Source organism: Bartonella bilalgolemi, from assembly GCF_023500045.1.
Lineage (GTDB): Bacteria > Pseudomonadota > Alphaproteobacteria > Rhizobiales > Rhizobiaceae > Bartonella > Bartonella bilalgolemii.
On the sequence record NZ_JAMCOF010000007.1, the window covers coordinates 1 to 23,966 of the forward strand.

23 protein-coding genes, 1 tRNA gene and 5 pseudogenes are annotated in these 23,966 nt (G+C 35.1%); 14 read left to right on the forward strand and 15 right to left on the reverse strand.

From position 1 onward, the window contains the following. Positions 1-127 (reverse strand): annotated as a pseudogene (locus M4Z11_RS04715) (lambda exonuclease family protein); the annotation flags it as partial. A 1-nt stretch (position 128) separates the two neighbouring features. Then, positions 129-503 carry a recombinase RecT gene (locus M4Z11_RS04720; protein ID WP_249677032.1) on the reverse strand — a complete coding sequence of 125 codons (375 nt, stop codon included), beginning with the start codon at positions 501-503 and terminating at the stop codon, positions 129-131. A 2-nt stretch (positions 504-505) separates the two neighbouring features. Here M4Z11_RS04720 and M4Z11_RS04725 point away from each other — a divergent pair. The 6 genes and pseudogenes from M4Z11_RS04725 (at position 506) to M4Z11_RS07430 (ending at position 3,866) form a co-directional block, all read left to right on the forward strand. Beyond that, positions 506-1,049 (forward strand): annotated as a pseudogene (locus M4Z11_RS04725) (phage tail protein). Positions 1,050-1,287: 238 nt separating this feature from the next. Beyond that, positions 1,288-2,007 (forward strand): enterotoxin A family protein, encoded by a 720-nt coding sequence (locus tag M4Z11_RS04730; protein WP_249677034.1) that lies wholly within the window; start codon positions 1,288-1,290, stop codon positions 2,005-2,007. 461 nt (positions 2,008-2,468) lie between these two features. Continuing rightward, a complete protein-coding gene (locus M4Z11_RS04735) occupies positions 2,469-2,786 on the forward strand; it encodes a hypothetical protein (protein WP_249677036.1) in 318 nt (105 codons plus the stop codon). Between the two features lie 139 nt (positions 2,787-2,925). Then, positions 2,926-3,039: pseudogene (locus M4Z11_RS04740) on the forward strand (phage antirepressor Ant); the annotation flags it as partial. A gap of 297 nt (positions 3,040-3,336) precedes the next feature. After that, positions 3,337-3,646 (forward strand): annotated as a pseudogene (locus M4Z11_RS04745) (lysozyme); the annotation flags it as partial. Between the two features lie 19 nt (positions 3,647-3,665). Continuing rightward, a pseudogene (locus M4Z11_RS07430) lies at positions 3,666-3,866 on the forward strand (hypothetical protein). A 182-nt stretch (positions 3,867-4,048) separates the two neighbouring features. On the opposite strand, the gene M4Z11_RS04750 reads toward M4Z11_RS07430, so the two are convergent. Beyond that, positions 4,049-4,121, reverse strand: a tRNA-Thr gene (locus tag M4Z11_RS04750). A 435-nt stretch (positions 4,122-4,556) separates the two neighbouring features. Here M4Z11_RS04750 and M4Z11_RS04755 point away from each other — a divergent pair. The 5 genes from M4Z11_RS04755 (at position 4,557) to M4Z11_RS04775 (ending at position 8,181) form a co-directional block, all read left to right on the forward strand. Then, on the forward strand, positions 4,557-4,763 hold the full coding sequence (locus M4Z11_RS04755; protein ID WP_249677038.1) for a SlyX family protein: 207 nt from the start codon (positions 4,557-4,559) through the stop codon (positions 4,761-4,763). 90 nt (positions 4,764-4,853) lie between these two features. Next, on the forward strand, positions 4,854-6,287 hold the full coding sequence (locus tag M4Z11_RS04760) for an amino acid permease (protein ID WP_249677039.1): 1,434 nt from the start codon (positions 4,854-4,856) through the stop codon (positions 6,285-6,287). Positions 6,288-6,324: 37 nt separating this feature from the next. After that, positions 6,325-7,002, forward strand: coding sequence for an energy-coupling factor ABC transporter ATP-binding protein (locus M4Z11_RS04765; protein WP_249677041.1), 678 nt, complete (start codon positions 6,325-6,327; stop codon positions 7,000-7,002). Continuing rightward, on the forward strand, positions 6,999-7,622 hold the full coding sequence (locus M4Z11_RS04770) for an energy-coupling factor transporter transmembrane component T family protein (protein WP_249677043.1): 624 nt from the start codon (positions 6,999-7,001) through the stop codon (positions 7,620-7,622). Before M4Z11_RS04765 ends, M4Z11_RS04770 begins: the two co-directional genes overlap by 4 nt. Before the next feature lie 4 nt (positions 7,623-7,626). Then, positions 7,627-8,181 (forward strand): biotin transporter BioY, encoded by a 555-nt coding sequence (locus tag M4Z11_RS04775; protein WP_249677045.1) that lies wholly within the window; start codon positions 7,627-7,629, stop codon positions 8,179-8,181. 557 nt (positions 8,182-8,738) lie between these two features. On the opposite strand, the gene lldD is transcribed toward M4Z11_RS04775, so the two are convergent. Then, positions 8,739-9,890 (reverse strand): FMN-dependent L-lactate dehydrogenase LldD, encoded by a 1,152-nt coding sequence (gene lldD / locus M4Z11_RS04780; RefSeq protein WP_249677046.1) that lies wholly within the window; start codon positions 9,888-9,890, stop codon positions 8,739-8,741. Between the two features lie 91 nt (positions 9,891-9,981). Then, positions 9,982-11,070, reverse strand: coding sequence for a 2'-deoxycytidine 5'-triphosphate deaminase (locus M4Z11_RS04785; protein ID WP_249677050.1), 1,089 nt, complete (start codon positions 11,068-11,070; stop codon positions 9,982-9,984). 326 nt (positions 11,071-11,396) lie between these two features. On the opposite strand from M4Z11_RS04785, the gene mutL reads away from it, so the two are divergent. Then, entirely contained in the window at positions 11,397-13,235 is a 1,839-nt protein-coding gene (mutL, locus tag M4Z11_RS04790; protein WP_249677054.1) for a DNA mismatch repair endonuclease MutL, read from the forward strand. A 120-nt stretch (positions 13,236-13,355) separates the two neighbouring features. Continuing rightward, positions 13,356-13,589, forward strand: coding sequence for a DUF2093 domain-containing protein (locus M4Z11_RS04795; RefSeq protein WP_249677058.1), 234 nt, complete (start codon positions 13,356-13,358; stop codon positions 13,587-13,589). 43 nt (positions 13,590-13,632) lie between these two features. Here M4Z11_RS04795 and lpxK read toward each other — a convergent pair whose 3' ends face one another. The 9 genes from lpxK to M4Z11_RS04840 form a co-directional block, all read right to left on the reverse strand. Then, entirely contained in the window at positions 13,633-14,655 is a 1,023-nt protein-coding gene (gene lpxK / locus M4Z11_RS04800) for a tetraacyldisaccharide 4'-kinase (RefSeq protein WP_249677180.1), read from the reverse strand. A 2-nt stretch (positions 14,656-14,657) separates the two neighbouring features. Next, positions 14,658-15,968 (reverse strand): lipid IV(A) 3-deoxy-D-manno-octulosonic acid transferase, encoded by a 1,311-nt coding sequence (waaA, locus tag M4Z11_RS04805; RefSeq protein ID WP_249677060.1) that lies wholly within the window; start codon positions 15,966-15,968, stop codon positions 14,658-14,660. 10 nt (positions 15,969-15,978) lie between these two features. Further along, complete coding sequence (locus tag M4Z11_RS04810) at positions 15,979-16,734, reverse strand: lysophospholipid acyltransferase family protein (protein WP_249677064.1); 756 nt, start codon at positions 16,732-16,734, stop codon at positions 15,979-15,981. A 75-nt stretch (positions 16,735-16,809) separates the two neighbouring features. After that, complete coding sequence (locus M4Z11_RS04815) at positions 16,810-17,055, reverse strand: DUF4170 domain-containing protein (protein WP_249677067.1); 246 nt, start codon at positions 17,053-17,055, stop codon at positions 16,810-16,812. A 46-nt stretch (positions 17,056-17,101) separates the two neighbouring features. Continuing rightward, on the reverse strand, positions 17,102-17,911 hold the full coding sequence (locus M4Z11_RS04820; RefSeq protein ID WP_249677070.1) for a 3'(2'),5'-bisphosphate nucleotidase CysQ: 810 nt from the start codon (positions 17,909-17,911) through the stop codon (positions 17,102-17,104). Next, positions 17,898-19,232 (reverse strand): TldD/PmbA family protein, encoded by a 1,335-nt coding sequence (locus tag M4Z11_RS04825; protein ID WP_249677073.1) that lies wholly within the window; start codon positions 19,230-19,232, stop codon positions 17,898-17,900. The genes M4Z11_RS04820 and M4Z11_RS04825 overlap by 14 nt, the downstream gene beginning before the upstream one ends. Before the next feature lie 94 nt (positions 19,233-19,326). Next, positions 19,327-20,160: a patatin-like phospholipase family protein gene (locus tag M4Z11_RS04830; protein WP_249677076.1), complete on the reverse strand. Its 834-nt coding sequence runs from the start codon at positions 20,158-20,160 to the stop codon at positions 19,327-19,329. Positions 20,161-20,574: 414 nt separating this feature from the next. Continuing rightward, on the reverse strand, positions 20,575-21,132 hold the full coding sequence (locus M4Z11_RS04835; RefSeq protein WP_249677182.1) for an RsmD family RNA methyltransferase: 558 nt from the start codon (positions 21,130-21,132) through the stop codon (positions 20,575-20,577). A 1-nt stretch (position 21,133) separates the two neighbouring features. Continuing rightward, a complete protein-coding gene (locus M4Z11_RS04840; protein ID WP_249677078.1) occupies positions 21,134-22,513 on the reverse strand; it encodes a pseudouridine synthase in 1,380 nt (459 codons plus the stop codon). Positions 22,514-22,782: 269 nt separating this feature from the next. Here M4Z11_RS04840 and M4Z11_RS04845 point away from each other — a divergent pair, with 269 nt between their 5' ends. Continuing rightward, positions 22,783-23,229: a nucleoside deaminase gene (locus M4Z11_RS04845; protein WP_249677081.1), complete on the forward strand. Its 447-nt coding sequence runs from the start codon at positions 22,783-22,785 to the stop codon at positions 23,227-23,229. A gap of 113 nt (positions 23,230-23,342) precedes the next feature. Here the strand turns inward: M4Z11_RS04845 and M4Z11_RS04850 are convergent, their stop codons facing one another. Continuing rightward, positions 23,343-23,921, reverse strand: coding sequence for a hypothetical protein (locus M4Z11_RS04850; protein WP_249677085.1), 579 nt, complete (start codon positions 23,919-23,921; stop codon positions 23,343-23,345). Between the last annotated feature and the right edge of the window lie 45 nt (positions 23,922-23,966).

The following is a 23,966-nucleotide window of genomic DNA, read 5'->3' on the forward strand; positions in this document are numbered from 1 at the left end:
TGATTTTGTATTCTTCATATTTGCTTGTGGGCAAGTTTTTAGTGGTTCGACTAAGGACGTTGTAAATATTTGAAGAGGTGACCTTCCCTAAACGTGCTTGAAACCATTCTGCAGTTCTTTGCTTCATCTCACACCGCCCGTTGCTCTGGGTGATGAACACTGTCTTGACTGTAAGCCTCATCATAGTCATAGACAATTTCAACAGGCTGTTGTTCTTGAGAGGAGTGCTTCTCTCTTTTTTTCTGTAAGAGATGCAAAACCGTCTGTCCTTCTTGAAGAGAAAGATCTATTATATTTCTGACATTTGCAAAGCTCAAAACTTTCGTTTCGTCTGTTTGTGTTTCATGCATAAGGCTTTGGATTTCCATGATCATTTCCTCGGAGACAGGCTGCCTTTGTGAACTGGCGCCCTGATTAATCCGTTCAGCTTCATCTTCGTCATAAATACCGGAAAATCCGAAAGCATAACGAGCACATTGGATAACTGCTTTATGACGCAACATACGTGCAGGATACTTTTGCCAGTCTTCAAGCACCACATCTTAATTGGGCTTTGCGTAATGCTGTAAACACCTCTGCAAAACAAGTCGAACGCTTTGCTGAAAAACAAATTGCTGACGTTACATCTGCCCAATCAAAGCGTGTCAAAAAAGGTGTTTATATTAAAGAAAAGGCTACAACAAAGCTTCTCGAGACAGATATCATTGGTTCTGGAACACCGATAGCTCTTAAATTTTTCCAAGCAAAAGAAACAAAACGCGGTGTGACTTACAGAATGTTTGGCAAAAAAGAAATCTTGCCTCATGGTTTTATCAAGGGTGGGAGTTTTCCAAAACGTGTTGAATTAAAAAAGATGAAAGGGAATGTGTTTCAAAGAGTGGATGGAGATAATTTCCCATTGCAAAACAAGACGGACCGTCAATTGCTGCGGTGATGTCCAAGCCAGAAATTGCAAGTGCTATTGTAAAAAAGCCAATGAAAAACTAATCAAAAACATACAGTACCAACTTGCTCGTCAAGAATATGCCGCCAATAAGAAAGCTAAATAATGTTCTTAAGCTATGCTTACAAACTCCTCACTTTAATTGTAATTTTAAAAACAGATTGTCGCTTGTGTTTTGATCTTTCCCAAAAAAATTAATGAGAATTTACCCTTACTTAACTTAAATTTTTATATTAGAAAAGTAAATGAAACCTTTCATAAGGAAAGTAAGAAAGTAAGAGCTTGCTCATATGTTCTATAAAGTGATCAACTCATCCTTAAGGATGCGAGGGGGATAAAAAAAAGTGTTTAAATTATTTGTTTCTGTAATAATTATTATATTTTCGCAATCTGTCTTTGCGAATGATCTTGTTCGTAAAGTCTATCGAGCGACTATGCAATCTCCTGAAGAAATAAAACGTGAGGGTGGTTTCCTATCGCGAGGGATGGATGGAACACGGCCTAATCAACCTCCACCAGATATAAATTTATGGAATCATGTGACTGGAAATGCGACAGGAATGGCGCGCCATAATTCTGGCTATGTATCTACAACAATCAATCGAACAATTGCAATTGATTGGGTAAATGATCGTCTTAATCATAATGGTTATGTTTATCATATTAGAGCTACTCCTAATTTCATTGATGTTAATGCGTCGTTAGGGGGTTACTCTCCATACCATGATGAAGAAGAAATAGCTGCATTGGGTATGATTCACTGGAATCAAATTATTGGATGGGAAAGTGTGAGAGGGGAAACTGTTGGTGATTTTGTTCCGAATCCAGATTATAGAGAGCAGTTATATATGTATCTTGCAGGCGGAGGAGCTCAACCGCAGCTAGCTGCTTTCCCTGATAGACATCCAGCTTGGGGAGAAGAGAAATGGAAGAAATACGCTGAATGTACATCAAAGTCATTCTGTTCTCCTAAAAAATCACCACAGCAATTTGGAACGGATTGGTTTTGGAAATCTCATTACGCTATACTTGCAATATTCGTTATTAATCTTGATGATGAGTAGCTTATAAATGTATTTACTATAATAAAAAAATATATTTTTTTATAAATCAAATACTGCATAAATAATAACAGAATATTTTTATCCTTCATATTGTAAAGCCTTGTTTTTAAAACATGAATATAAGATGTGCATTAATTAAAACTTGCAAAAGGGAGCCTGGAAAAACTGGAGAAACAAAGCAAAACAAAAATCATGTTTAAATCGCTCTATCTGAGATTAATCTTGGTATGAGTTTAGATAATAATCTGCTTACAAAAAGCTGATAGGGAGATAGTTTATTAATATTAGTATCACTGCACAACACAAACCGCATCTGTTTTTCTCGCAGTCATATACAGAGAAAATGGGTAAGCGCAAACAAATTTTGAATATGTAAAAGGAAAACTCTTAAGAATCTTTATCCTTTGCAATGAGAAGAAAATTAAATTCTACTATTTTAAATTTTAGAGAGGGAAACTATTATGAAAATTAAAAGAAAAATACTTCTATCCTTGATTATGACAATCTTAATGATAAAACCATCTATCAGCGCATCTTATGTACAACCAGGTTATATAGATTCGGTTACAGTTAAAACAGAGGCACCTACCTGTACTTTAAAAATAAAATATAAGTCCAGTTCAGATACACAGTTAGGAGCTTGGTCCTGTGACAACCTAGCGGGAAAAGCCATCCTTGATTTGGCTAAAATAGCAGCCATACTAGACAGACCAGTAGAGGTAATCTTTACGGCTGGTACACAAACAGTAAAACAAGTAATAGGCATTACTTTAAAATGAAGTCAATAATTGAAATCGAGTTTAGGAATACTAGTATTTCTGTAAATGCCTTAGATATTATTTTTCTCTCCGCACTAATAAAAAAATGGGGCGACTAGTAAGAGGCTATGTTATTTAAAAATAATATAGCAATAGACTGCTTCACATGCATCTTGTTAAAGCCTTTACGCTAGCAGAAGAGAGCAAACACTACAAAGCCCTCATTAAAAAGGCAAAACAAGTCTTAGCAAGATCTGTCGTGAAAGCTGCTTAGATTTAAAATACAATCTTATCTTCTCTACTTTCAGAGTAGAGAAGATGTTAATTTAAAGAAGATTATCAATTATGCCTCTCCTATTTCCAAAAAAATACAATAAAATCAATGCAAAAGGTACTTTCCAGCAGGTTAGGTCTGTTGCGGGGCGGAACAGCGCGAACTATCGCTAGCGACAGAATTTTTAAATTGACTGTACATTGTACAGTATATGATTATTATAAGATAAAAACTATTTTTATTCTTTACATTATTGCATCAATGTATATTTCCAAGTTAAGTACTTGAAAACACCCTGAACTACAAAAATGGACCAAAGCCGGTGATAAGCACTTGCAAGGTCTCGTCTGTCGATGTATAGTAGAAGCAGGGTTATGGGTGAGAGGTGATTTTGATCCTTCCAACTATCAAATAGCAAAATTCAAAGAGCCAACAGGATTTTTTTAAACCAGAATCCTTTGTACCAGTCGTTGGTTCTTTTTCAGGTCTTGGTGGTTTGTTGGCAGGCAATGGTCCAGTGCAATGGACACTAGCCGGCATTATGGTTTTAGTAGCAAGTGTTGCTATTTTCTTTGTCGTCAAATACTTTCAAAAGCATCACTTATGATCTAGTGTATTAGAAAAATCTGCTGATAAAAAGTGCGTCTTTAGCTGCTTTTTTATGACTTTAGCAAAAACTTTTACCCTTGGCAAAAAATTGAACAGAAAAAGCAAACAGAAAAAACTGTAAAAGCAGCAACAACACAACTGGAAGTAGAAGATGAAGTTAATCAAAAATTAACGCCGATGTGCGGACTGCTCTTTCTCGCTGGTTGTGTAACAAATAAGCATATTTTTTGTGTTGGTTGGTTACCCATTATAATCAATCAAAGCAAAATACGGAATAAAGAGTAAATAAGCATAAATTAGGTAAAATTATATAAATCGCAAAGGATGATTGAAAGGTGATCCTCAAATAGTAATTTAAAGGAGAAATCTATATATTTCAATGTATTAAAGACAAAAACGGTGCCGCATGCCGGATTCGAACCAGCGACCCCATCATTACGAATGATGTGCTCTACCAACTGAGCTAATACGGCATAGACTTGTATATTACTTAAAACTAAAGACTATTTCGAGGGTAATAACTAAAAGTATATATAAAAGCAAGCAGGTAATTTTTTCAATAATTCATAAAATGTCACGGTTACTAAAATAGAAAAATAGATCCTTATAAGGAAAAGAAATAAAGTTATATTTCTTGAGTTTTTATTATTTTAAAGCGAATGAAATATTTCTTCGATTTATGATCAATCCAATTTTAGAAGTAGGACTGAAAATAAAAATTTTTGTATAATAAAATGACGCGAAATGTTCTGTTTAGAAGAGTGTTTGTAATTTTGCGAGCAATGAAAAAATAAGAGCGTTTGTGTTTTTATACAATCAAAACCATACTAATATGATAATTATTTAATAGAAAAGTGTTTCTCATTTCTGTACTTATAGTTATAAAGTTAAAATGGAGTTAGAAGGCAATGTCATATGAAAATAGAATAACAGAATTAGAGATTAAACTATCTCATCAAGAAAAGCTTATTGAGGAACTTTCTTGTGTGGTGACTGATCAATGGAAAAGTTTAGATGAAATGTCTAAAAAATTAAATGTTTTAACAAAACGATTGCTAGATTTAGAAGAGCGAAATCTCTCCGAAATTCCTGTTGAACGTCCTCCTCACTGGTAAAAGTATAGTGAAATTAGCGTGTTTATTCTTCATAGCTTACAAAAGTATTTTTTGTTTTTATATAAAATTTAGGTTGAATACATCAGAATAATGAACAATGTTGAGCTAAAATACAATGAGTTAAAACGTGGCCTTAAAAATCGTCATGTTCAAATGATTGCCTTGGGAGGTGTTATTGGAACAGGCCTTTTTTATGGATCAACAGAAGCTATCCAATTAGCTGGCCCTTCAACTATTTTAGCATATCTTATTGGAGGGTGCATTATCTATCTTATTATGCGAATGCTTGGTGAAATGTCAGCTGAAGAACCAACTTCAGGCGCTTTTAGTTTCTTCGCTTACAAGTATTGGGGATGTCTTGCTGGTTTTATAACAGGTTGGAATTACTGGTTTCTTTATATTCTTGTTGGTATGACCGAGCTGACAGTTATTGGATTTTATCTTGATCACTGGATTTTAATTGATCATTGGAAATCATCTTTGTTCGTTCTCTTGTTTATTACATTGATTAATCTTATTGATGTCCGTTTTTATGGAGAATTTGAATTTGGTTTAGCTTTGATTAAAATTATTGCTGTTGTTGGTATGATCGTATTTGGAATCTTTATCATTATAACAGGGATGAATGGAAGTCAGGCTAACATTAATTATCTTTGGGATCACGGCGGTTTTTTCCCTTATGGTGCAATGGGAGTTGTATTTGCTACTTCTATACTCATGTTTTCTTTTGGTGGCACAGAGCTTATCAGTATTGCAGCTGGAGAAACATCAAATCCACAAAAAACAATTCCAACAGCTATTCGTAAAGTTATGTGGCGTGTTATCATTTTTTATATCGGTTCTATAAGTGTAATTATGATGATAAGCCCATGGAATATGATTAGAAAAAATGGCAGTCCTTTCGTCACTATTTTTGAAACTATAGGTATTCCTGTAGCTGGTCATATTTTGAATTTTGTTGTGATTATGGCTGCTATTTCAGTTTACAATAGTGCCATTTATTCTAATGGCCGTATACTTTATAGTTTAGCAATGCAAAAAAATGCGCCACGTATTTTTAGTAAACTTAATGCTACTTGTGTTCCTTATATTGCCATTCTTTTTTCATCAATTTGTACTGCGACAATTATTGTCATTAATATTTTTATACCAGACAATAGTTTTATGAGAATTATGTCGATTACAACTGTAACAGTAGCTATTACTTGGACAATCATTGTTATTGTACATTTTAAGTTTCGAAAAATACATAAAGGCAAAGAAAAATCGTTTGTTTATGCATTTGGCTTATATCCTTATGCAAATTATCTTTGTCTTTGTTTTCTTCTACTATTGTTTTGCATCATGTTTGTAAGTGGCTTAGGAAAAAATGGGTTAATTGCTCAACTTTTTGAAATGGTAGGAATAAAAGTAAACTTTCTCGAATCCTATATTCCTCTACAAATGCCTGATATGAGCTTAGCAGTTATTACCATTCCTATATGGTGTTTACTTTTGTTACTAGGGTATAAACTTAAACGATAGCTCTGAAATCATATAAAGAAATTGATTGGAATAAATTTTGGGGATAAAATTTGATAAGGTGACGCAAATCTTTGATGATTTATGCGTTTTAAAAAATATTAACATAAATCTCACTGAAAAAAGGATTGCAATTATTGGTGCAAATGGTTCTGGAAAAAGTACATTTGTTCGCCTTATTAATGGTTTACAGCTTCCATCAATTGGCTCTGTAAATATTGATGGATTGGATACAAAACATGATACAAAAGCAATAAGACGTAAAGTAGGATTTGTTTTCCAAAATCCCGATAATCAAATTGTATTACCTTTAGTGGAAGAAGATTTATCCTTTGGTCTTAAAAACTTAAAATTGAGCAAGGATGAAATAAAAAAACGAGTAGATGAAATTTTACAGTATTATGACCTCCAGGCATTTAGAAACCATGCCATTCATTTATTAAGTGGTGGACAAAAACAATTAGTTGCTATCTCAAGTGTGGTGGCAATGAAACCAAACTATATTGTTTTTGATGAACCAACAACATCACTTGATTTACAAAATAAACGCCGCGTTACACAAGCCATTAAAGAATTACCACAAACAACTATCGTTGTATCGCACGATTTGGAATTCCTAAAAGAATTTGATAGAGTGCTTGTTTTTGATAAGGGAGAAATAGCCGTTGATGATATACCTTTGGTTGCAATCAAAGAATATATAAGAAGAATGTCATGATCAGTTCATATATATCTCAAGACACATTTATTCACCGGCTTAGACCAGGAATAAAATTATCACTTCTTATCCTGTGTGGAACCACTATCTTTATGGTTTCATCAATATCTACTTTTTTATTTTTTTTATTATTTATATCCTTATTATATAGAATAGCTAAAATTCCTTTCAATAAAATAATAAAACAGTTTAAATCAGTATGGCTATTTTTAATCTTTATATTTATTTTTCAAGCTATTTTTGATAATTGGCTTACAGGTTTTTCGATTATATTGCGCTTGATTATTCTTATTTCTCTAGCATCACTTATTTCGTTCACAACAAAAGTTTCAGATATGATAACTTCGATTGAAGTAGGGTTTCGATTCTTTTCATGTTTGGGTGTAAATTCATCAAAATTAAGTATTGCCTTATCTATGGCAATTAGATTTATTCCGGTTATTAGTGAAAAATTCAATGAGATACGTGAAGCACAGAGAGCGCGTGGACTTAATATAAACATTATAGCTCTTGCAATACCCTTAATTATCCGAACAATAAGGATAGCATCAGAAGTAGCAGAAGCATTAGATGCACGTTCTTATAATTATGATGATAACCAATTGTATTTAAAGGAATAATTTAGTGAAAACAAAAGATTTAACTTATATTGCTTTATTTGCCGCCCTTTATGCAGTTTTAGGTTTTTTCCCTCCTATTTTTCTTCCTTTTTTTCTTGGTCTTCCTATTACTGCCCAGTCTATGGGACCAATGTTAGCCGGATCTATTCTTGGAGCAAAAAGAGGCGCTGCAGCATCAGCACTTTTTCTTTTCTTGGTTGCTATCGGTTTGCCTCTGTTGGCTGGTGGACGTGGAGGTATTGGTGTTTTTTTGGGAGTTGGTGGTGGCTATATGATTGGTTATCCATTTGCAGCATTCTTTATTGGTCTTATGGTTAAATCGTTTTGGCAACGACTAAATTTTATAAAATTGGTTATAATAAATAGTATAGGTGGAATTGGGATTATCTATCTTTTTGGAATATTTTGGATCGTATATGTTTTTAAGATTCCTTTATTGACAGCTTTCGCAATGTCATTAGGATTTATGATAGGTGATTTGTTAAAAGTTCTAATTGCCTCATTTATTGCGCTTACAGTCAAAAAATCCGTTCCACTCATTGCTTCCTCAAAAAAGTAACAGCCATTCACATCAACTACAAGAATTCTATTCTAAAGATTGCAAAAAATAATTGAAATATTATCAAAACAGATGAAAATATATTTATACTTACAATATTGATGGTTTGTTTAAGCTGTTGGACATCTAATTCTTAGAATTAATGAATTCGTACTGAAAATGACAGGTATAATTTTGAATGAGAAAAATATTTCAGAATTAATTTTCTATAGTCGAAACAAGTTATTGATATGCTACATCGCAACGTAACTATCTTTATAATTTTAGACTTTTGTTGTAGTGTTAATTGTATAATTTTTTTCCAATTCAAGAGCCGTTTCGGAAGCTTCTCACAGAATATAAAGTATTTTTCATATCAGTATAACCCATTACTCTGCAGTTAAACAGAACATGAAACATCCAACCTAATCGTCTTTATTGAATAGATTTAATTTTTAGAAAAAATTACCGATATCGATAATGGCAAAACAAAATCAAATAACAGTACATCATACTTCTCTCGCATTTAATCAAAATAATTTTACGCAATCTACAATGCTAAACTCTTCTTATCTTGATTATCCTTGTAGACTCTCTGGACTAACTAAATTTTCACGTGTAATTTCTCTAATTGTACGCACACCAGTTAATGTCATAGCCACGCGCATTTCTTGAGCAAAAAGCTCAAGGAGATTGATGACACCTTGCTCACCTGCTGCAGCAAGCGCGTAAACAAAAGCACGACCGATCATCACAGCATCCGCACCTTGCGCTATCATACGAATCACATCAAGACCAGAACGAATACCAGAATCAACTAAAATAGTTAAATCACCTTTTATAATATCCGCAATTTTCGGTAATGCCTGTGCAGTTGATAATACCCCATCAAGCTGACGTCCACCGTGATTGGACACAACAATACCATCAGCTCCAAATCGTACTGCCTCACGTGCATCCTCTGGATCAAGAATACCTTTTAAAATCATCTTTCCTTTCCAAAAGTCTCTAATCCATTGCAAATCACTCCAGCCAATTGATGGATCAAAGTTCGCACCAAGCCAACCAATATAATCTTGTAGTGTTGTTTTCTTTTTAAGATAGGCAGAAATATTTCCAAGATCATGTGGATGACCCATAATACCAACATTCCAAGCCCAATGCGGATGAAAAAGAGCTTGTATAATACGGCGCACTCCAGCATAAGGCCCAGACATCCCTGAATGAGCATCACGATAACGCGCTCCAGGAACCGGCATATCAACTGTAAAAACTAATGTACGAACACCAGCAGCCCACGATCTTTCCAATGCATCACGCATAAATCCACGATCCTTGAGAACATAAAGTTGAAACCAAAATTCTTTTCCAACCGCCGCTTGTATTTCTGAAATAGGACAAACTGAAACTGAGGACAAAGTAAAAGGAATATTTTTCGCAACAGCTGCACGTGCAGCCTTTACTTCACCACGGCGTGCATACATACCAGTTAACCCAACAGGTGCAAGTACAACTGGCATACCAAGTTTTTGATCCAAAATCTCAGTTGAAAGATCAATATCGCCAATTTGTTTTAGAATTCGTTGACGCAATGCAAGTTTTTGAAGATCTGTATAATTACGCCGCATTGTTTCTTCAGCATAAGCACCACCATCAATATAATGAAACAAAAAAGAAGGTAAGCGACGTTTTGCTGCTTTACGATAATCAAATGTTGAGGAAATAATCATAATAACACCATTACTCTAAATACAATACGAAAAGCTTTCTTCAAAGAAGAGAATTCTTGCATATATTACATCAAAATCTGTATTTCTAAACTCATTTAAAATGCTTAGACAATTTTAAACCTTGTCCCTGATAATGTGAACCAACATCATGCCCATAAAGCTTTAATGGCCGATTAAGCATATGTTCATAAACTAAACGGCCAATGATTTGGCCATGCTCTAAAATAAATGGAATTTCATGGTTCCTTACTTCTAAAACTGCACGTGCTCCTTTTCTACTTATTTCCATATTTCCAAATCCTGGATCAAAAAAACCTGCATAATGTACTCTAAATTCTCCAATTAAGGGATCAAATGGTTTCATTTCAGCAGCATAAAAGGGAGGAATATGAATAACCTCCCGTGAAACCAAAATATAAAATTCATGAGGATCAAGAACTATTTCTTTCGTTCCATGATCATAAATAGGCTCCCAAAAATCTAAAATATGAGCAACAGCACTTTTATCCACATCGATAACATCAGTATGACGTTTACCACGATACCCAACAAGTCCATTTTCATTGCCTTCTAAATTAACGGAAATTCCAATACCACCATCGTTAATATTAGGAGTATCATCAGATACAAGCATTTCATTTTTATGCAATTCATACAATTCAACTTCTTTTAAATAACTATGTCCCTTACGAAATCGAAGTTGTGATAAGCGTGAACCCGTGCGAACCAAAATCGGAAATGTTCGTGGACTAATTTCAAGATACAGTGGCCCATGATAACCCATACAAATTTTATCAAATTCTTGAGTATAATCTGAAATCACGCGCGTAAAAACATCCAACCGCCCAGTAGAACTTTTTGGATTAGCAACCGCAGAAAGAACTTTCGATAAAGCTAAATTTTCTAAAAGAGGAACGATATAAACACAACCCGTTTCTAAAACTGCCCCATCTTGTAAATCAAATTCGTACAGCTTTAATCGTTCAAGTTTATCAATAACTGTCGCACTAGATCCCGGCATAAAAGAAGCTCGTATACGATATGCCTTATCTCCTAAACGTAAATCAAGACTTGCAGGTTGTATTTGATCCTTATCAAACGAGCAAATGGCATTAACAGTACCATTATTAACTAAAACCTGTATATCACTATCTGCAAGAATACCATTCATGCGTGTCATACATTTTACCTTCCATCTTTTTGATTCCTTTTTGATCAGTATTAGTGATTGAAGCAAGCACTTTCAAAAATAACAAATATTTATACCCAATTTAACAATTTAGTTCACAACCACAATTAATAATTTTGAACTATAAAATGATATTTAGTAAAATATTCTTCTGTAAGAGAAACTCTGGATATCCATCATGAATGAACTTTTACCAAAAGCCTACATATTTCTCTTAGAATATATTTTCAGTTTTTTCTCTTCGAAAAAGTTATAAATATTGCTATTATAGTTTAAAGTTTCTATACAGTGAAAGGGAAGGCTGTTAAAATTTAACTATGATTATACGTCATCTTAGCGAAACTATTATTAATCAAATTGCAGCTGGTGAAGTTATTGAACGACCCGCTAATGTCGTTAAAGAGCTTGTTGAAAATGCTATTGATGCAGGAGCAAGCCGTATTGAAATTGTCATAGCAAATGGTGGAAAAAGCCTGATAAGAGTAAGTGACAATGGCTGTGGTATTCCAGAAGATCAATTAATTTTAGCAATTTCTCGTCATTGTACATCTAAAATTATTGACGATGTACATAATATCTGTTTCCTCGGCTTTCGTGGAGAAGCGTTACCCTCTATTGGCTCTGTTTCAAAACTTAAACTGACCTCACGAACACAAAATTCCAATAGTGCTGCTGAAATTATTGTTACTGCAGGAAGAATTGAAGAACCAAAACCTTCTGCTGCTAATCCTGGAACTATTGTTGAAGTTCGTGATCTTTTTTTTGTTACACCAGCACGACTGAAATTTATGAAATCTGATCGTGCTGAAACAAATGCTATCACGGACACAATTAAACGAATTGCAATCGCCTTTCCACATATACGTTTTTCTCTTGCCGGTATAGATCGAGCGCCCATGGAATTCCCTGCTATGGAACAAAATACCCAAGGGCAATTACAACGTATTACACAAATCATGGGAAAAGAATTTGCTCCAAATAGTCTTCTCCTTGATGCTAAACGTGAATCTGTTCACCTAACTGGTTTTGTCGGTTTGCCATCTTTCAATCGCAGTAACAGTCTTTATCAATTTGCTTATGTTAATGGCCGCCCAGTGCGTGACAAACTTCTATGGGGAGCGATCCGAGGAGCGTATGCCGATGTTATTGCTCGAGATCGTCATGCTATAGCCATTCTTTTTATTCATTTACCGCCTACCGATGTAGACGTTAATGTACACCCTGCAAAAATGGATGTACGGTTTCGTGACCCAAGTCTTATTCGTGGTTTAATCATCGGAGCAATCCGTGAAGCATTGCATCAAACTGGCATTCGTCCTACGTCAACAGGATCTGAAGCAATGTTGGCTGCGTTTCGAACACAACCCTTAGAAGCTGTAAAAATGCATCAACCTTTTTCTGATAATACACCACCATATCATTTTGGGTCAGAGATAACATCAATATTTCATAAACCATTAGATATGACCAGCTCTATTGATTTACAAGAAGATACAATTCCTATTATCGATCACCTTAGCACACCAAGTGGCGATACACGCGCTGCAATTAATACACCAACATCAGAAGAATTACATTATCCATTAGGAGCAGCAAGAGCGCAAATCCATAAAAACTATATTGTTGCTCAAACTCAAGATAGTCTTATCATTGTAGACCAGCATGCTGCTCATGAGAGACTGGTTTATGAATCACTTAAAAATGCTCTGTATTCCAAACCGCTTCCTTCACAATTATTGCTTATTCCTGAAATTGTAGAACTCTCTGAAGAAGATGCCACGTGCCTTTTATTTCACAAAGATACTTTGAAAAAATTTGGATTAGGAATTGAGTCCTTTGGAATTGGGGCAATCGCTGTACACGAAACACCTTCTATGTTAGGAGAAATTAATGTACAAGCTTTAATTAAAGATCTCGCCGATGAAGCAGCTGAATATGATACAATAGATAATTTAAAAGGAATGCTTGATTATGTTGCAGCAACTATGGCTTGTCATAGCTCAATACGTTCAGGACGTCTTTTGCATCCTGAAGAGATGAATGCACTTTTACGACAAATAGAAGCAACACCTAATTCAGCCACATGTAACCACGGACGCCCTACTTATATTGAACTTAAACTGGCTGATATAGAACGTCTTTTTGGTAGAAAATAAAATTTCATAAACTATTCTGGCTAAAAACTACTTGCTTCATTTATGCTCAACTCTATAAAATATCTGTAATATTTTATCTGTATTATTTTTTCATAATTACATAGAAAGGGCACATAAAATATGTTCTCTCAAAATGAATGCGAAGCAACAATTCATTACTTTAATAATAGTTATAAAATTGTTAAATATGGCACTTATACTGTTTGTGCAGTTAGTGGACAAAAAATCCCTATCGACAATCTAAAATACTGGAATCATCAACGTCAAGAAGCATATGCCAGTTGTGAATTATCCTATCAACGTGAACTTGAGTGTAACCCATATCTTAGTCAATTACTAAAAAACATAAAATAGCTCATAAGAAATTCTAAAATAGTGTCCATATGCTTTTAATATATTAATTAAAGGTGATATTTCGTTTCTTAAAACGAGCAATAGTTTTCTCAAGGAGCATATGGCAAAAATCTCTTTGAACAAAATCAACTTTGACATCAAAGACAATAAGCCTTTCTAAGCTTTTATGTAAGTCATTAGCTTGTATGCGTATATAGTCCTTGGCAGTCGTAGTCAGCCATAAATTATGAATTTTGGCCTTCCGTACCAAATTCTTTAAATCCGTAGCTGTAAAAAAATAGTGATCTGGATAAGAATAAGCTTGAACAACATGACCAGACATTTCTTTAATGGATTTGAAAAATTTATCTGGATTGCCAATGCCCGCAAATGCTAAAAAAGATTTTCCAGCAACTTCATCATCAACAAGTGATTTAAGATGCGCATAATGCAAAGGTTTTCCAGTACGTGCAACAAAAAGAGCAACATCATCATTCTCATTCAAACAACCAATGACTAAAACACTATCCATTAAAGATAATTGCGTTTTTAACGGTGCACGCAAAGGTCCCGCTGGAAAAACAGCTTTATTACCAAAACCACGCATCGCATCCACAACAAGCAATGCATAATCCATATAAAGGCGACGACTTTGAAACCCATCATCCATTAAAATAAAATTACATCCCTTTTCTTTAAGCAGTTGTGCTGCTGCATAACGATCAGGTGATATAGCAACAAAAGCATGACGTGCAAGCAAAAGTGATTCATCGCCAACATCATACGCATTATCACATCTAACATCAACGAGGTGCACTCTTTCGGCTCTTCCACCATAACCACGTGATACAATACCAGGTATTAAGCCAAGTTCCTTGGCCACTTGAGCAAAAGCAATAACAACAGGTGTTTTACCTGCCCCGCCTAATGTAAAATTTCCAACACACAAAACTGGCAAATCAATAGCAAGAGGCTCTCTTTCCATACAGCACCGTGCACAATAACCGTAAACCTCAGCAATTGGTGCTAATAAAAAACGCAAAAAGCTTTTATTTTTCCACCAAAAACGCGGAGAGCAAATACGCATGCCTATTTTTGACACTGCCTTAAACCCGTCTGTATCACAAGCGGCTGCAAAAATGGATCAAGAACCTTTAATGTACACTCAAGTGCACCAGCCATACTTGTTGCTACTTTATAAGCTTTATCAACTACTTCTTGTCGCAAAGTTTCATTTGTTAAGAATTTATTCACTTGGATAGCAAGTTGCATCGTATCTTCAACTATAGAAGCTGCATCACAGGATAAAAATCGCTCAAACGTATTTTGAAAATTTGCAATATGAGGCCCAGTTAAAATAGCTACTCCAAGCAAAGCTAGCTCTAATGGATTATGCCCACCATAGTTACACAATGATTTGCCAATGAAAGCAACTTTCGACAAACGAAGAAAAAGACCCATTTCTCCAATTGTATCTCCTAATAAAATATCCGTATCCATATCTGGAATAGTATTGCTGCTTCTAAGAACAAAACGCAAACCCTCATGACCACATACTTTAATAATATCTTCTGAACGTTCAGGGTGACGTGGGACAATAATCGTTAATAAATCTGGAAAATGACTCTTGAGAATTTTATGAACTTTACAAGCAATTCTCTCTTCTCCTTCATGGGTTGAAATAGCTGCCCAAACTGGACGATTACCAATAGCCTTACAATAACGCGTAAGCAATTCCTGATCTCCAACCGGACACACCTCAGCCTTAAGATTGCCAGAAAGCGCAACTGATTTTACACCAAGCGTATAGTAATAAGTTACATCCGTTTCATTTTGGCCAATAGCTACATCAATATGTTTAAAAATATGCTTAGCAAGAAAGAGTCGTTTGTGCCAAGCTTTAAAAGACTGTTCTGACATACGAGCATTAACTAAAATCTGTGGAATGCGCATTTTAGCAAGTTCTTTAATACGTAAAGGCCAAATCTCTGATTCACAAATCAATGCCAAGTCAGGTTTCCAATGACTAATAAAATGACGCACAGCCAATTCTAAATCCAATGGAGCATATTGGTGAATTAATCGATTGCCAAAATATTTCTTAACAAGCGCAGAAGATGTCACAGTACATGTTGTCAATAATACCTGTATTTTTAAAGATAAAATATAATTAATGAGTGGCAAAAGAGCTACTGTTTCTCCAATACTCGCCGCATGAAACCAAATTAATGGACTTTGAGGACGCACTTTTTGGCTTTTCCCTAAACGCTCCTTGTGTCGCCCTCGTTCCTCTTTCCCACGCATCGCTCTAAAAAACAAATAAAATGGTACCACAGGATGTAAACAAAAACCAACTATCCGATAGATTGAAAGGGCCACACGTGCCTTTAATTCCATCATTTTACCCCCCTTATTTTCTTGTCTTGAGATAGCTGTAAGCTTCATCTGTCAAACGATTCATTATACTTGTTAATTGTATACGTTTTTCTTCTAACAAAGAATTATCTGCATCTTTAGGAACAAAAAATGCTTCACCTGTGAGAACAATCGAACGTCCAAAAGGAAGTGGAATTGCAGTTTTATCCCGTGTTTTTTCAAGAATTTTTTCTCGCGAAAATGCATACACACAAGGTATAATAGGACGGCCAGATAATTTAGCTAATAAAATAATTCCTTTTCCAGACTCACGTGCTTTTCCACACGCGATATCTGCAATCATAGCAGCTGTTTTACCAGATTTAAGAGCATTTTTAAGCGTTAATAATGCTTTTGCTCCTCCTTTATGAATATGATGCGTTTTGCCGCGCCCCCCTGAGCCACGGACAATTTCAAGTCCTAATTTTTGGGCTAATTGTGCATTTATTTCTGCATCAGCAGAACGAGAAAACATAGCAATAACTTCTTCACTTTGAGAACGTAAAAAAGGCCCCATAATATGACGTCCATGCCAAAAAGTTATAATAAACGGATTATAAGCATTATATATTTTTCTAATATCATTTGAATTTTTTAACCGTGGATTCGTCCAATAAACAAAACGCAGATAGTTCGCCAAAATCCATACAACAAAAACTTTTATAAATCGTGTTTTCATTAATGAATGACGATTATCCCGCCACATTTTTTTCAAAACGCTATTTTTTTTCTTATTAAAAGTTTCTCTCATACCGATATCAAAATTAGTAAACTCAATCTTGTAGTATCCTTGTAGAATAAAAAATAATAATTGAATATTTAAACTTTATGATATATCGCTTGTTGCGTGATCAAGAAACTGATGTAAAGGCACAACATAATAACGTTGTAATGCATTATCTACACTGCTTTGTGCTTTTGCCCGCCATACTTCCTGTGCTGACTGATAGTCTGGAAAAATACCAACCACATCCAAGTTACTGAGGTCTTTAAATTGATTATCATTCAGATTTTTTAATTCTCCACCAAATACAAGATGCAATAATTGTCTCTTTTCGTTGACTTCAGCCATATTTGCCCTCCGTATCATTTAAATAATTTAATATGTTTTTATTTGATTAAACTAACTTTGCTTGACGAACAACATTTATCATATTTTGACAGCAATTACTTTCACCAGCAACTAAAAAACCATCTTGATAAGCTCCAATCCCATAAGAAATAAACGGCGCCTCAAGCGGCATAAAACATCCACCACACTCCTGTAAAATAAGATCAGCAGCAGCAATATCCCAATCATGACAATTCGGCTGAACCAATACAATATCAATTTCACCTTGAGCAACAAGAACAATACGGTAAGCAAGAGAAGGAATATAACGAAAAAAACTGATTCGATTACTAAAATCATATGGTAATTTTTGAGCAATTAATTGATCAATCGAAACCCTATATTTTCGATTGATGTTAGATCTTAAAAGAGGCAGTCTTACACCATTCAATGTTGCTCCTTCCCCTGTTATAGCTGCATATATTTCATCTTTAGCAGGACATTGTAAAACACCTACAACAGGACGACTATTCTCAATAATAGCAACCGAAATACACCACTCAATACTTCCGGAAAGAAAACCTCGAGTCCCATCAATGGGATCAACCACAAAATAGCGTTTATAAATAGCTTCTCCCCTATTATCTTCTGTTTCTTCTGAAATCCAACCATAATTTGGACGTGCACCAAGAAGTTTTTCTTTTAAAAAAACATCTATAGCAACATCGGCTTCACTAACTGGTGAATTACCATCTTTAAACCGAACATCCAATTCACATCCAAAATACTTCATTGCTAAATCTCCTGCCTCCCAACAAACATCGAGCAAAAGATTTAAATCTGCATAATCATAATAATGTGCATTATTTTCCTGCAAGTATCATTCCTTCAATTAATAATGTCGGTGCCGATGTACTATAACGTCGATCAATATCATTCGCAGGTATTAAATGCGCCAACATATGGAGTAGATTAGAGCCTAGTGTTACTTCACTCACTGGATAAGTGATGTCGCCATTTTCAATCCAAAAACCAGAAGCTCCACGGCTATATTGCCCCGTAACAAAATCAACACCATGCCCAAATAATTCTGTAACATAAAAACCATTCTGCACACTTTTTACCATATCATGAGGTGATACTAAACCTGGTTCAATAGAAAAATTAGTACTTGCTGGCTGAACAAGCGATGCAGAACGTACACCACGACCATTTGTTTTAAGTCCTAATTCACGAGCCGAAGATGATGAAAGAAGCCAGTTTTTTAGAACACCATTTTCAATAATATTCAGTGTATGTCCTTCCACCCCTTCACCGTCAAAAGGACGAGAAGCATTTCCGCGTAATCTTAAAGGCTGATCCATCACATTAATACCGGCCTTCATGATCCTTTTCCCCTTTAAATTCTGTAAAAGACTTGTTTTGCGAGCAATCGACGCTCCATTAACCATAGACGCAATATGACCAGCGATTCCACGAGCCACACGTGGATCAAAAACAACAGTCACAACCCCAGTTTCTGCACGAACTGCTCCTAAACGTCGAACTGCGCCTAGTCCAGCATTTTTACCTATCGTATCTGCTGATACTAAATCAGAGAAATGTAAAGCCGTCGTATAATCATAATCTCGCTCCATTTCTGTTCCCTCACCAGCAAGTGCGCTACAAGAACGGGAAAAATAGCTGGAATGATAAGATCCGTAAAAACCATCACTGTTTACAAGCACAAACCCATTCTTGCCATAAGCTGTTGCTGCACCACCAGAATTGCTTACGCCCTTCACATCAAGAGCTGCTGCCTCCATTTGCAAAGCATCTTCTGTTAAAAAATGACTTTGTGGAGTAAAATGATCAAAAAGATCAAGATCCTTAGGATGAGTAACTAAACATTCTTTATCCGCCAAACCTTCAAATAAACTATCAGGTGAAGCTTTAGCCATTGCAATAGCACGTTCTGCTAATTCCTGCGGATCAACAACAAAATTAGCAGAAACACTTGCCACCTTTTTACCAACAAAAACCCTCAATGTAAAATCATCACTTTCTGAAGCTTCAGTGGATTCTACTTTGCCAAGACGAACTGCTACACAAACAGAATTTGAGTGGATAACAACAGCATCAGCAGCATCAGCTCCAAAACGCTTTGCTGCTTCAACCAACGAACTAGCTTTATCAAGCTGTTTTTTGTTTATCTTCATAAATATCCTTTAAATAATAATTATTCATCTTAATTAAGAAATTTTAAATGAAAAATATAATTTTTTTCTATTCATAGTTAAAAGTTATGCGCTACTAATGTATCATTTTTCTTTCAACTAATTCTGAAATTTGTCTCTTAGCTTTTTCACGAAAAGGCTCTACACGTTGTAAAATTTCTTTGACTTCAAAAAAATTTAAAATTTGAATCTCGTTAACAGGAGGGCATAATAAAAGATCTAACTTTGCAGACTGCAAACGTGCTGTCACAAGCGCTTGTTGTCCTATAATACCTGTAGCAACAAGACTTTCAGAAATTGAAAGGTGTCCATTTTTACATTCAATAATTGGAAGTCCTGTAACATCAACACCGATTGACAAATCAACTGGTTCAGTAAAACAATCAAAAGGTACTGGATTACAAACCGCCCCATCAATCAAAAAATCATGATTGCGTAAAACAGGCTTAAATAAACCAGGCAGAGCAGAAGAAGCTGCCAAAGCAGAACGCAAATCTCCTTCTTGAATAACAACCATCTCTGCTGTTTTTAAATTTGAAGCTACAGCACAAAAAGGTATTTCTAATGCACAAAAATCTCGCGGAAAGTTCAATGGTAAAAAATTTTCTAAAATTAACTCCAAATTAAATTGAAAAAGATGCAAACTGCATTCGCAAAACTCTCTCCATGACGTCGGCATTAAAGACCATAAACGCCTCAAAATATCATTTGAATTAGAAAAAGTTGATAGACAATACTCTTTCCAATCAGTCTCTGTCATTCCAGAAGCTACACCAGCACCGACAATAGAACCAATAGAAGATCCTGCAATAACATTTGGTTTCAAACCCAAATCCTCGAATGCCCCAATAACTGGAAGATGACCTAAACCACGAGCCCCTCCACCACCGAATGCCAAACCAATTTTCACTCTATTCCTCCTACATCATGCTTTAATCCCCAAGTAAGTATAAAAAACGCTGTCCCCTATGACTACTTTCTTTTATGTTTATAGAAGTCTCTTAGAAACAACAATAAAAAATATGCAATCTTTATCTTCCTTTTAATTCATCCACTAATCTTAGATAATGCGAAATTAATCTGTACGATAATTCGAATACCAATTCTTCAATCATGCTTACTTTAATCCATTAGCTAAAACGAAACTTTGAAACAAAATTCTTTTACTCAATTGCAAAAAATAGCTATTTTCTTTCTCTCAAAATCTTTAACTAAACTAGAAAAAATTCTGCAATAACGAAACAACTTCTTCATAAGGAAATATGGTAAACTATGTAAAATAATCCTGTTTCACTTTATAGAGAAAAAATTTCTCAAATGTAAATTACTGCTGAAGTTTATAGATCCGTATTACTGTATCACTATAAAAACGCTCATCATCCAAATGAAATGGATCAGGCAAATTAATAATCGCTTCTTTTGTTTCTTCAAGAATAAAAAATGTTTCAGTTTTTGCCCATCCTCCTTTAAGAGCTTGAATAAAAGCCTTCTCACCTAAAGAACAACCATAAGGAGGATCTGCAAAAATAACATCAAATGCAAGTATTGTCCCAATATTTCCAAGTTTGGTTGCATCACGGCGTAAAATTCGCCCAACACCTTGCAGCCCTAAAGTTTCAATGTTTTTTTGAATTAAACTACGCCCTTCTATTGAATTTTCAACAAAAACAGCTGCCTTTGCTCCTCGTGAAAGCGCTTCAATCCCTAAAGCACCAGTGCCTGCGAAAAGATCAAGAACACGCTTATCTGTCCAAAAATTTTCTTCCCGACTCGTAAGAATATTAAAAATGCTTTCACGCGTACGATCACTTGTTGGGCGAATGAATCGACCAAGAGGTTTTGCCAAAACATGCCCTGAAAACTTACCGCTGATAACTCGCACATTATCCTCCGGATCGCTTAGATATTCTTGCACCGTGACTATATCTCTTAAACTTCTTCATAGTCTTATCAAAAAACCTAGATTTCCGTTCATTATTAAAAAAATATTCATCATGATCATCTTTAATAACCTTTCCCTCCCTTTTAAATAATTGATCTTTTTTGCTAAGAATACGTGATTCAACGGAAGTTGTTTTGCTGCGTTTTTTAGAAAAATCAATACACTTATCTTTTTCTACTCGTCTTTCTAATCGTTTTTCCTTTCCTCTATCGGTAGATTTCTTATCAATCCAATTGCTCTTACGATCATGATGATTATCTGTATTAGAAGAGGATTTCTTACGTATAATCTGCGGACAAGCACCAGGAGCCATCCAAACATTAGAACAACGTGAACGTAAAAAAGCACGCTCTTCCTTCCCACCCTTGTTTTGATCTTTCCCTCTTAATTTTTCATCAATTTTTTTACTTAATTGTACCTGACTATGCCCAGAAAATTTTCTTTTTTTTCCATATAACAGACTTTCTTTGCTAGAGATAATCCAACTATCCTTAATCACAGGAGTTTTTGTACTGTTTTGTTTTTCAACAACAGCAGAATTTGAAAAAGGTTTAAGAATAGGCGCATCAAAATCCGCATTAGCTTGCAAAATCAAACGTTCTCCTAATTGATCACGCAACATTCGGCCTTTTAACTCACGAACTGCACCTTCTTTCAAATCAGATAATTGAAATGGACCATACGACACGCGAATTAAACGATTCACCGATAATCCTAAAGCTCCCAAAACATTCTTAATTTCACGATTTTTTCCTTCACGTAAAGCTACAGAAAGCCATACATTTGATCCCTGATCACGTTCAATCGAAGCTTCAATTGAACCATAAAAAATCCCATTAACTGCAATACCATTCTTTAAATCTTGAAGTGCGCTTTGTTTAACTTTTCCATGAGCACGAACCCGATATTTGCGCACCCATCCCGTTAAAGGAAGCTCCAATACACGTGCTAAACCACCATCATTGGTTAAAAGCAAAAGTCCTTCTGTATTAATATCAAGCCTCCCCACAGAAAGCACACGAGGCATACCTTTTGGCAAATTATCAAATACTGTTGGTCTCCCTTGAGGATCGCGATTAGTCGTAACAAATCCTGTTGGTTTGTAATAAAGCCATAACCGTGTTCGTTCTATAGGGGGTAAAGGCTTACCATCAACTGTAATAACATCAGAGCGAGTAACATTAAAAGCAGGTGTAGTTACAACTACACCATTAACAACAATACGACCTGCAGCTATCATCATCTCTGCATCACGCCGTGATGCTAATCCGGCACGCGCTAATCTTTTAGCAATTCTTTCACTTTCACTGTTTTCACTCATTTTCTCTTCATTTCGATTTTTTTAAATTGTATAGTAAATTTCTCATGCACACTATATCGTTTATTCTGAAAAGAGGGGGAGTGCAATCGTTCATCATATTCTATCATTTTATATCCTAAGTCCCCATTTACTTTTAATGCAGCTCTAAACACTTTTAAGACGTAATAAAACCCTTTCATTACACAATGTTCATAATAAAACAGCTTGCTCACTTCATAGACCTCTGTAATATAACTTTTTAGTTACTTATACTTCAATGGAAGAATAATATGAGACTTACTCCTATGGAAATAGCCCTTTTAGAAGCACAATCAGCAAAAAAACAAGATGAAATTCCCGTAGGAGCAGTTATCACACATGGTCAAACAATCATTGCACGTGCTGGCAATTACACAAAAAAACCACATGATCCTACAGGACACGCGGAAATGCGTGTCATTCGTATAGCTTGTCAAATCTTCAAAAGTGAAAGAATTCCTGAATGCGATCTTTATGTAACACTCGAACCATGCGCTATGTGTGCCGCGGCCATTTCATTTGCACGCATAAGAAACTTGTATTATGCAACCAAGGATTCAAAGGGTGGCGCTATTGAACACGGATCGCGTTTCTACCAACAACCAACCTGTCATCATAAACCTAATGTTTATTCTGGTTTTAAAGAAAAAGAAGCCTCTCAATTACTCAAAGACTTTTTTATACAAAAACGACGTTAAAAATAAACTTTACTTCAACCTAAATATCCTAATCTTTAAAAAACAAAACCCTTTTTTTAAAATTCTTATTGCTTCCTACTTGCCAACTGCTGTCTCTTCTCACATATTTTTATTTATTCTTCTTTTTGTTCTGCAGGTGCAGTTACTGCTGGTTGACGATAAATTAAAGGTGGCTCACTAAGGTAGCGACGATAATTTGCATTGCCACCGATAGCTTCCTTTTTCTGACGCAAATACTCCTCACGTTGTTGTTTTTCATTAAGCTGTACAACACCCTTTGGATCATCAAAATTTGCATGATCTCTTGTCACTACTTTTTTATCTGAAGCAAAAGAAACCTTACCGTTAGAACTCATTCTATTAGCCCCTACTCCATTTCGCAAATTTTTCTGAGACTGCTCGGACATCTTTATCTCATTATGAGAATTAATCTCCGTACTATCCACCTGAGGTAGAGGTAAAACTACATGCGTATTAGGTTCTGGAAATACAAGTTGTGGGCGCTGTTTCATAACAAGCTGACTATTCTTATTTGTTGATTTTAGTGAAGCAAGATTAGTTATATCATCAAAAAATTGTAATGAAACTGTTTTATCTGTACCGTAAGTAGGAGCAGACAAATTACACCCCGTCAATATATAACATACACTCAGCGTACTCGCTAAAAATATTTTCATTGCATATTTATTCATTGCTCACCCACTTTCCTAAGCGCACAATTCACTGACATTATTATG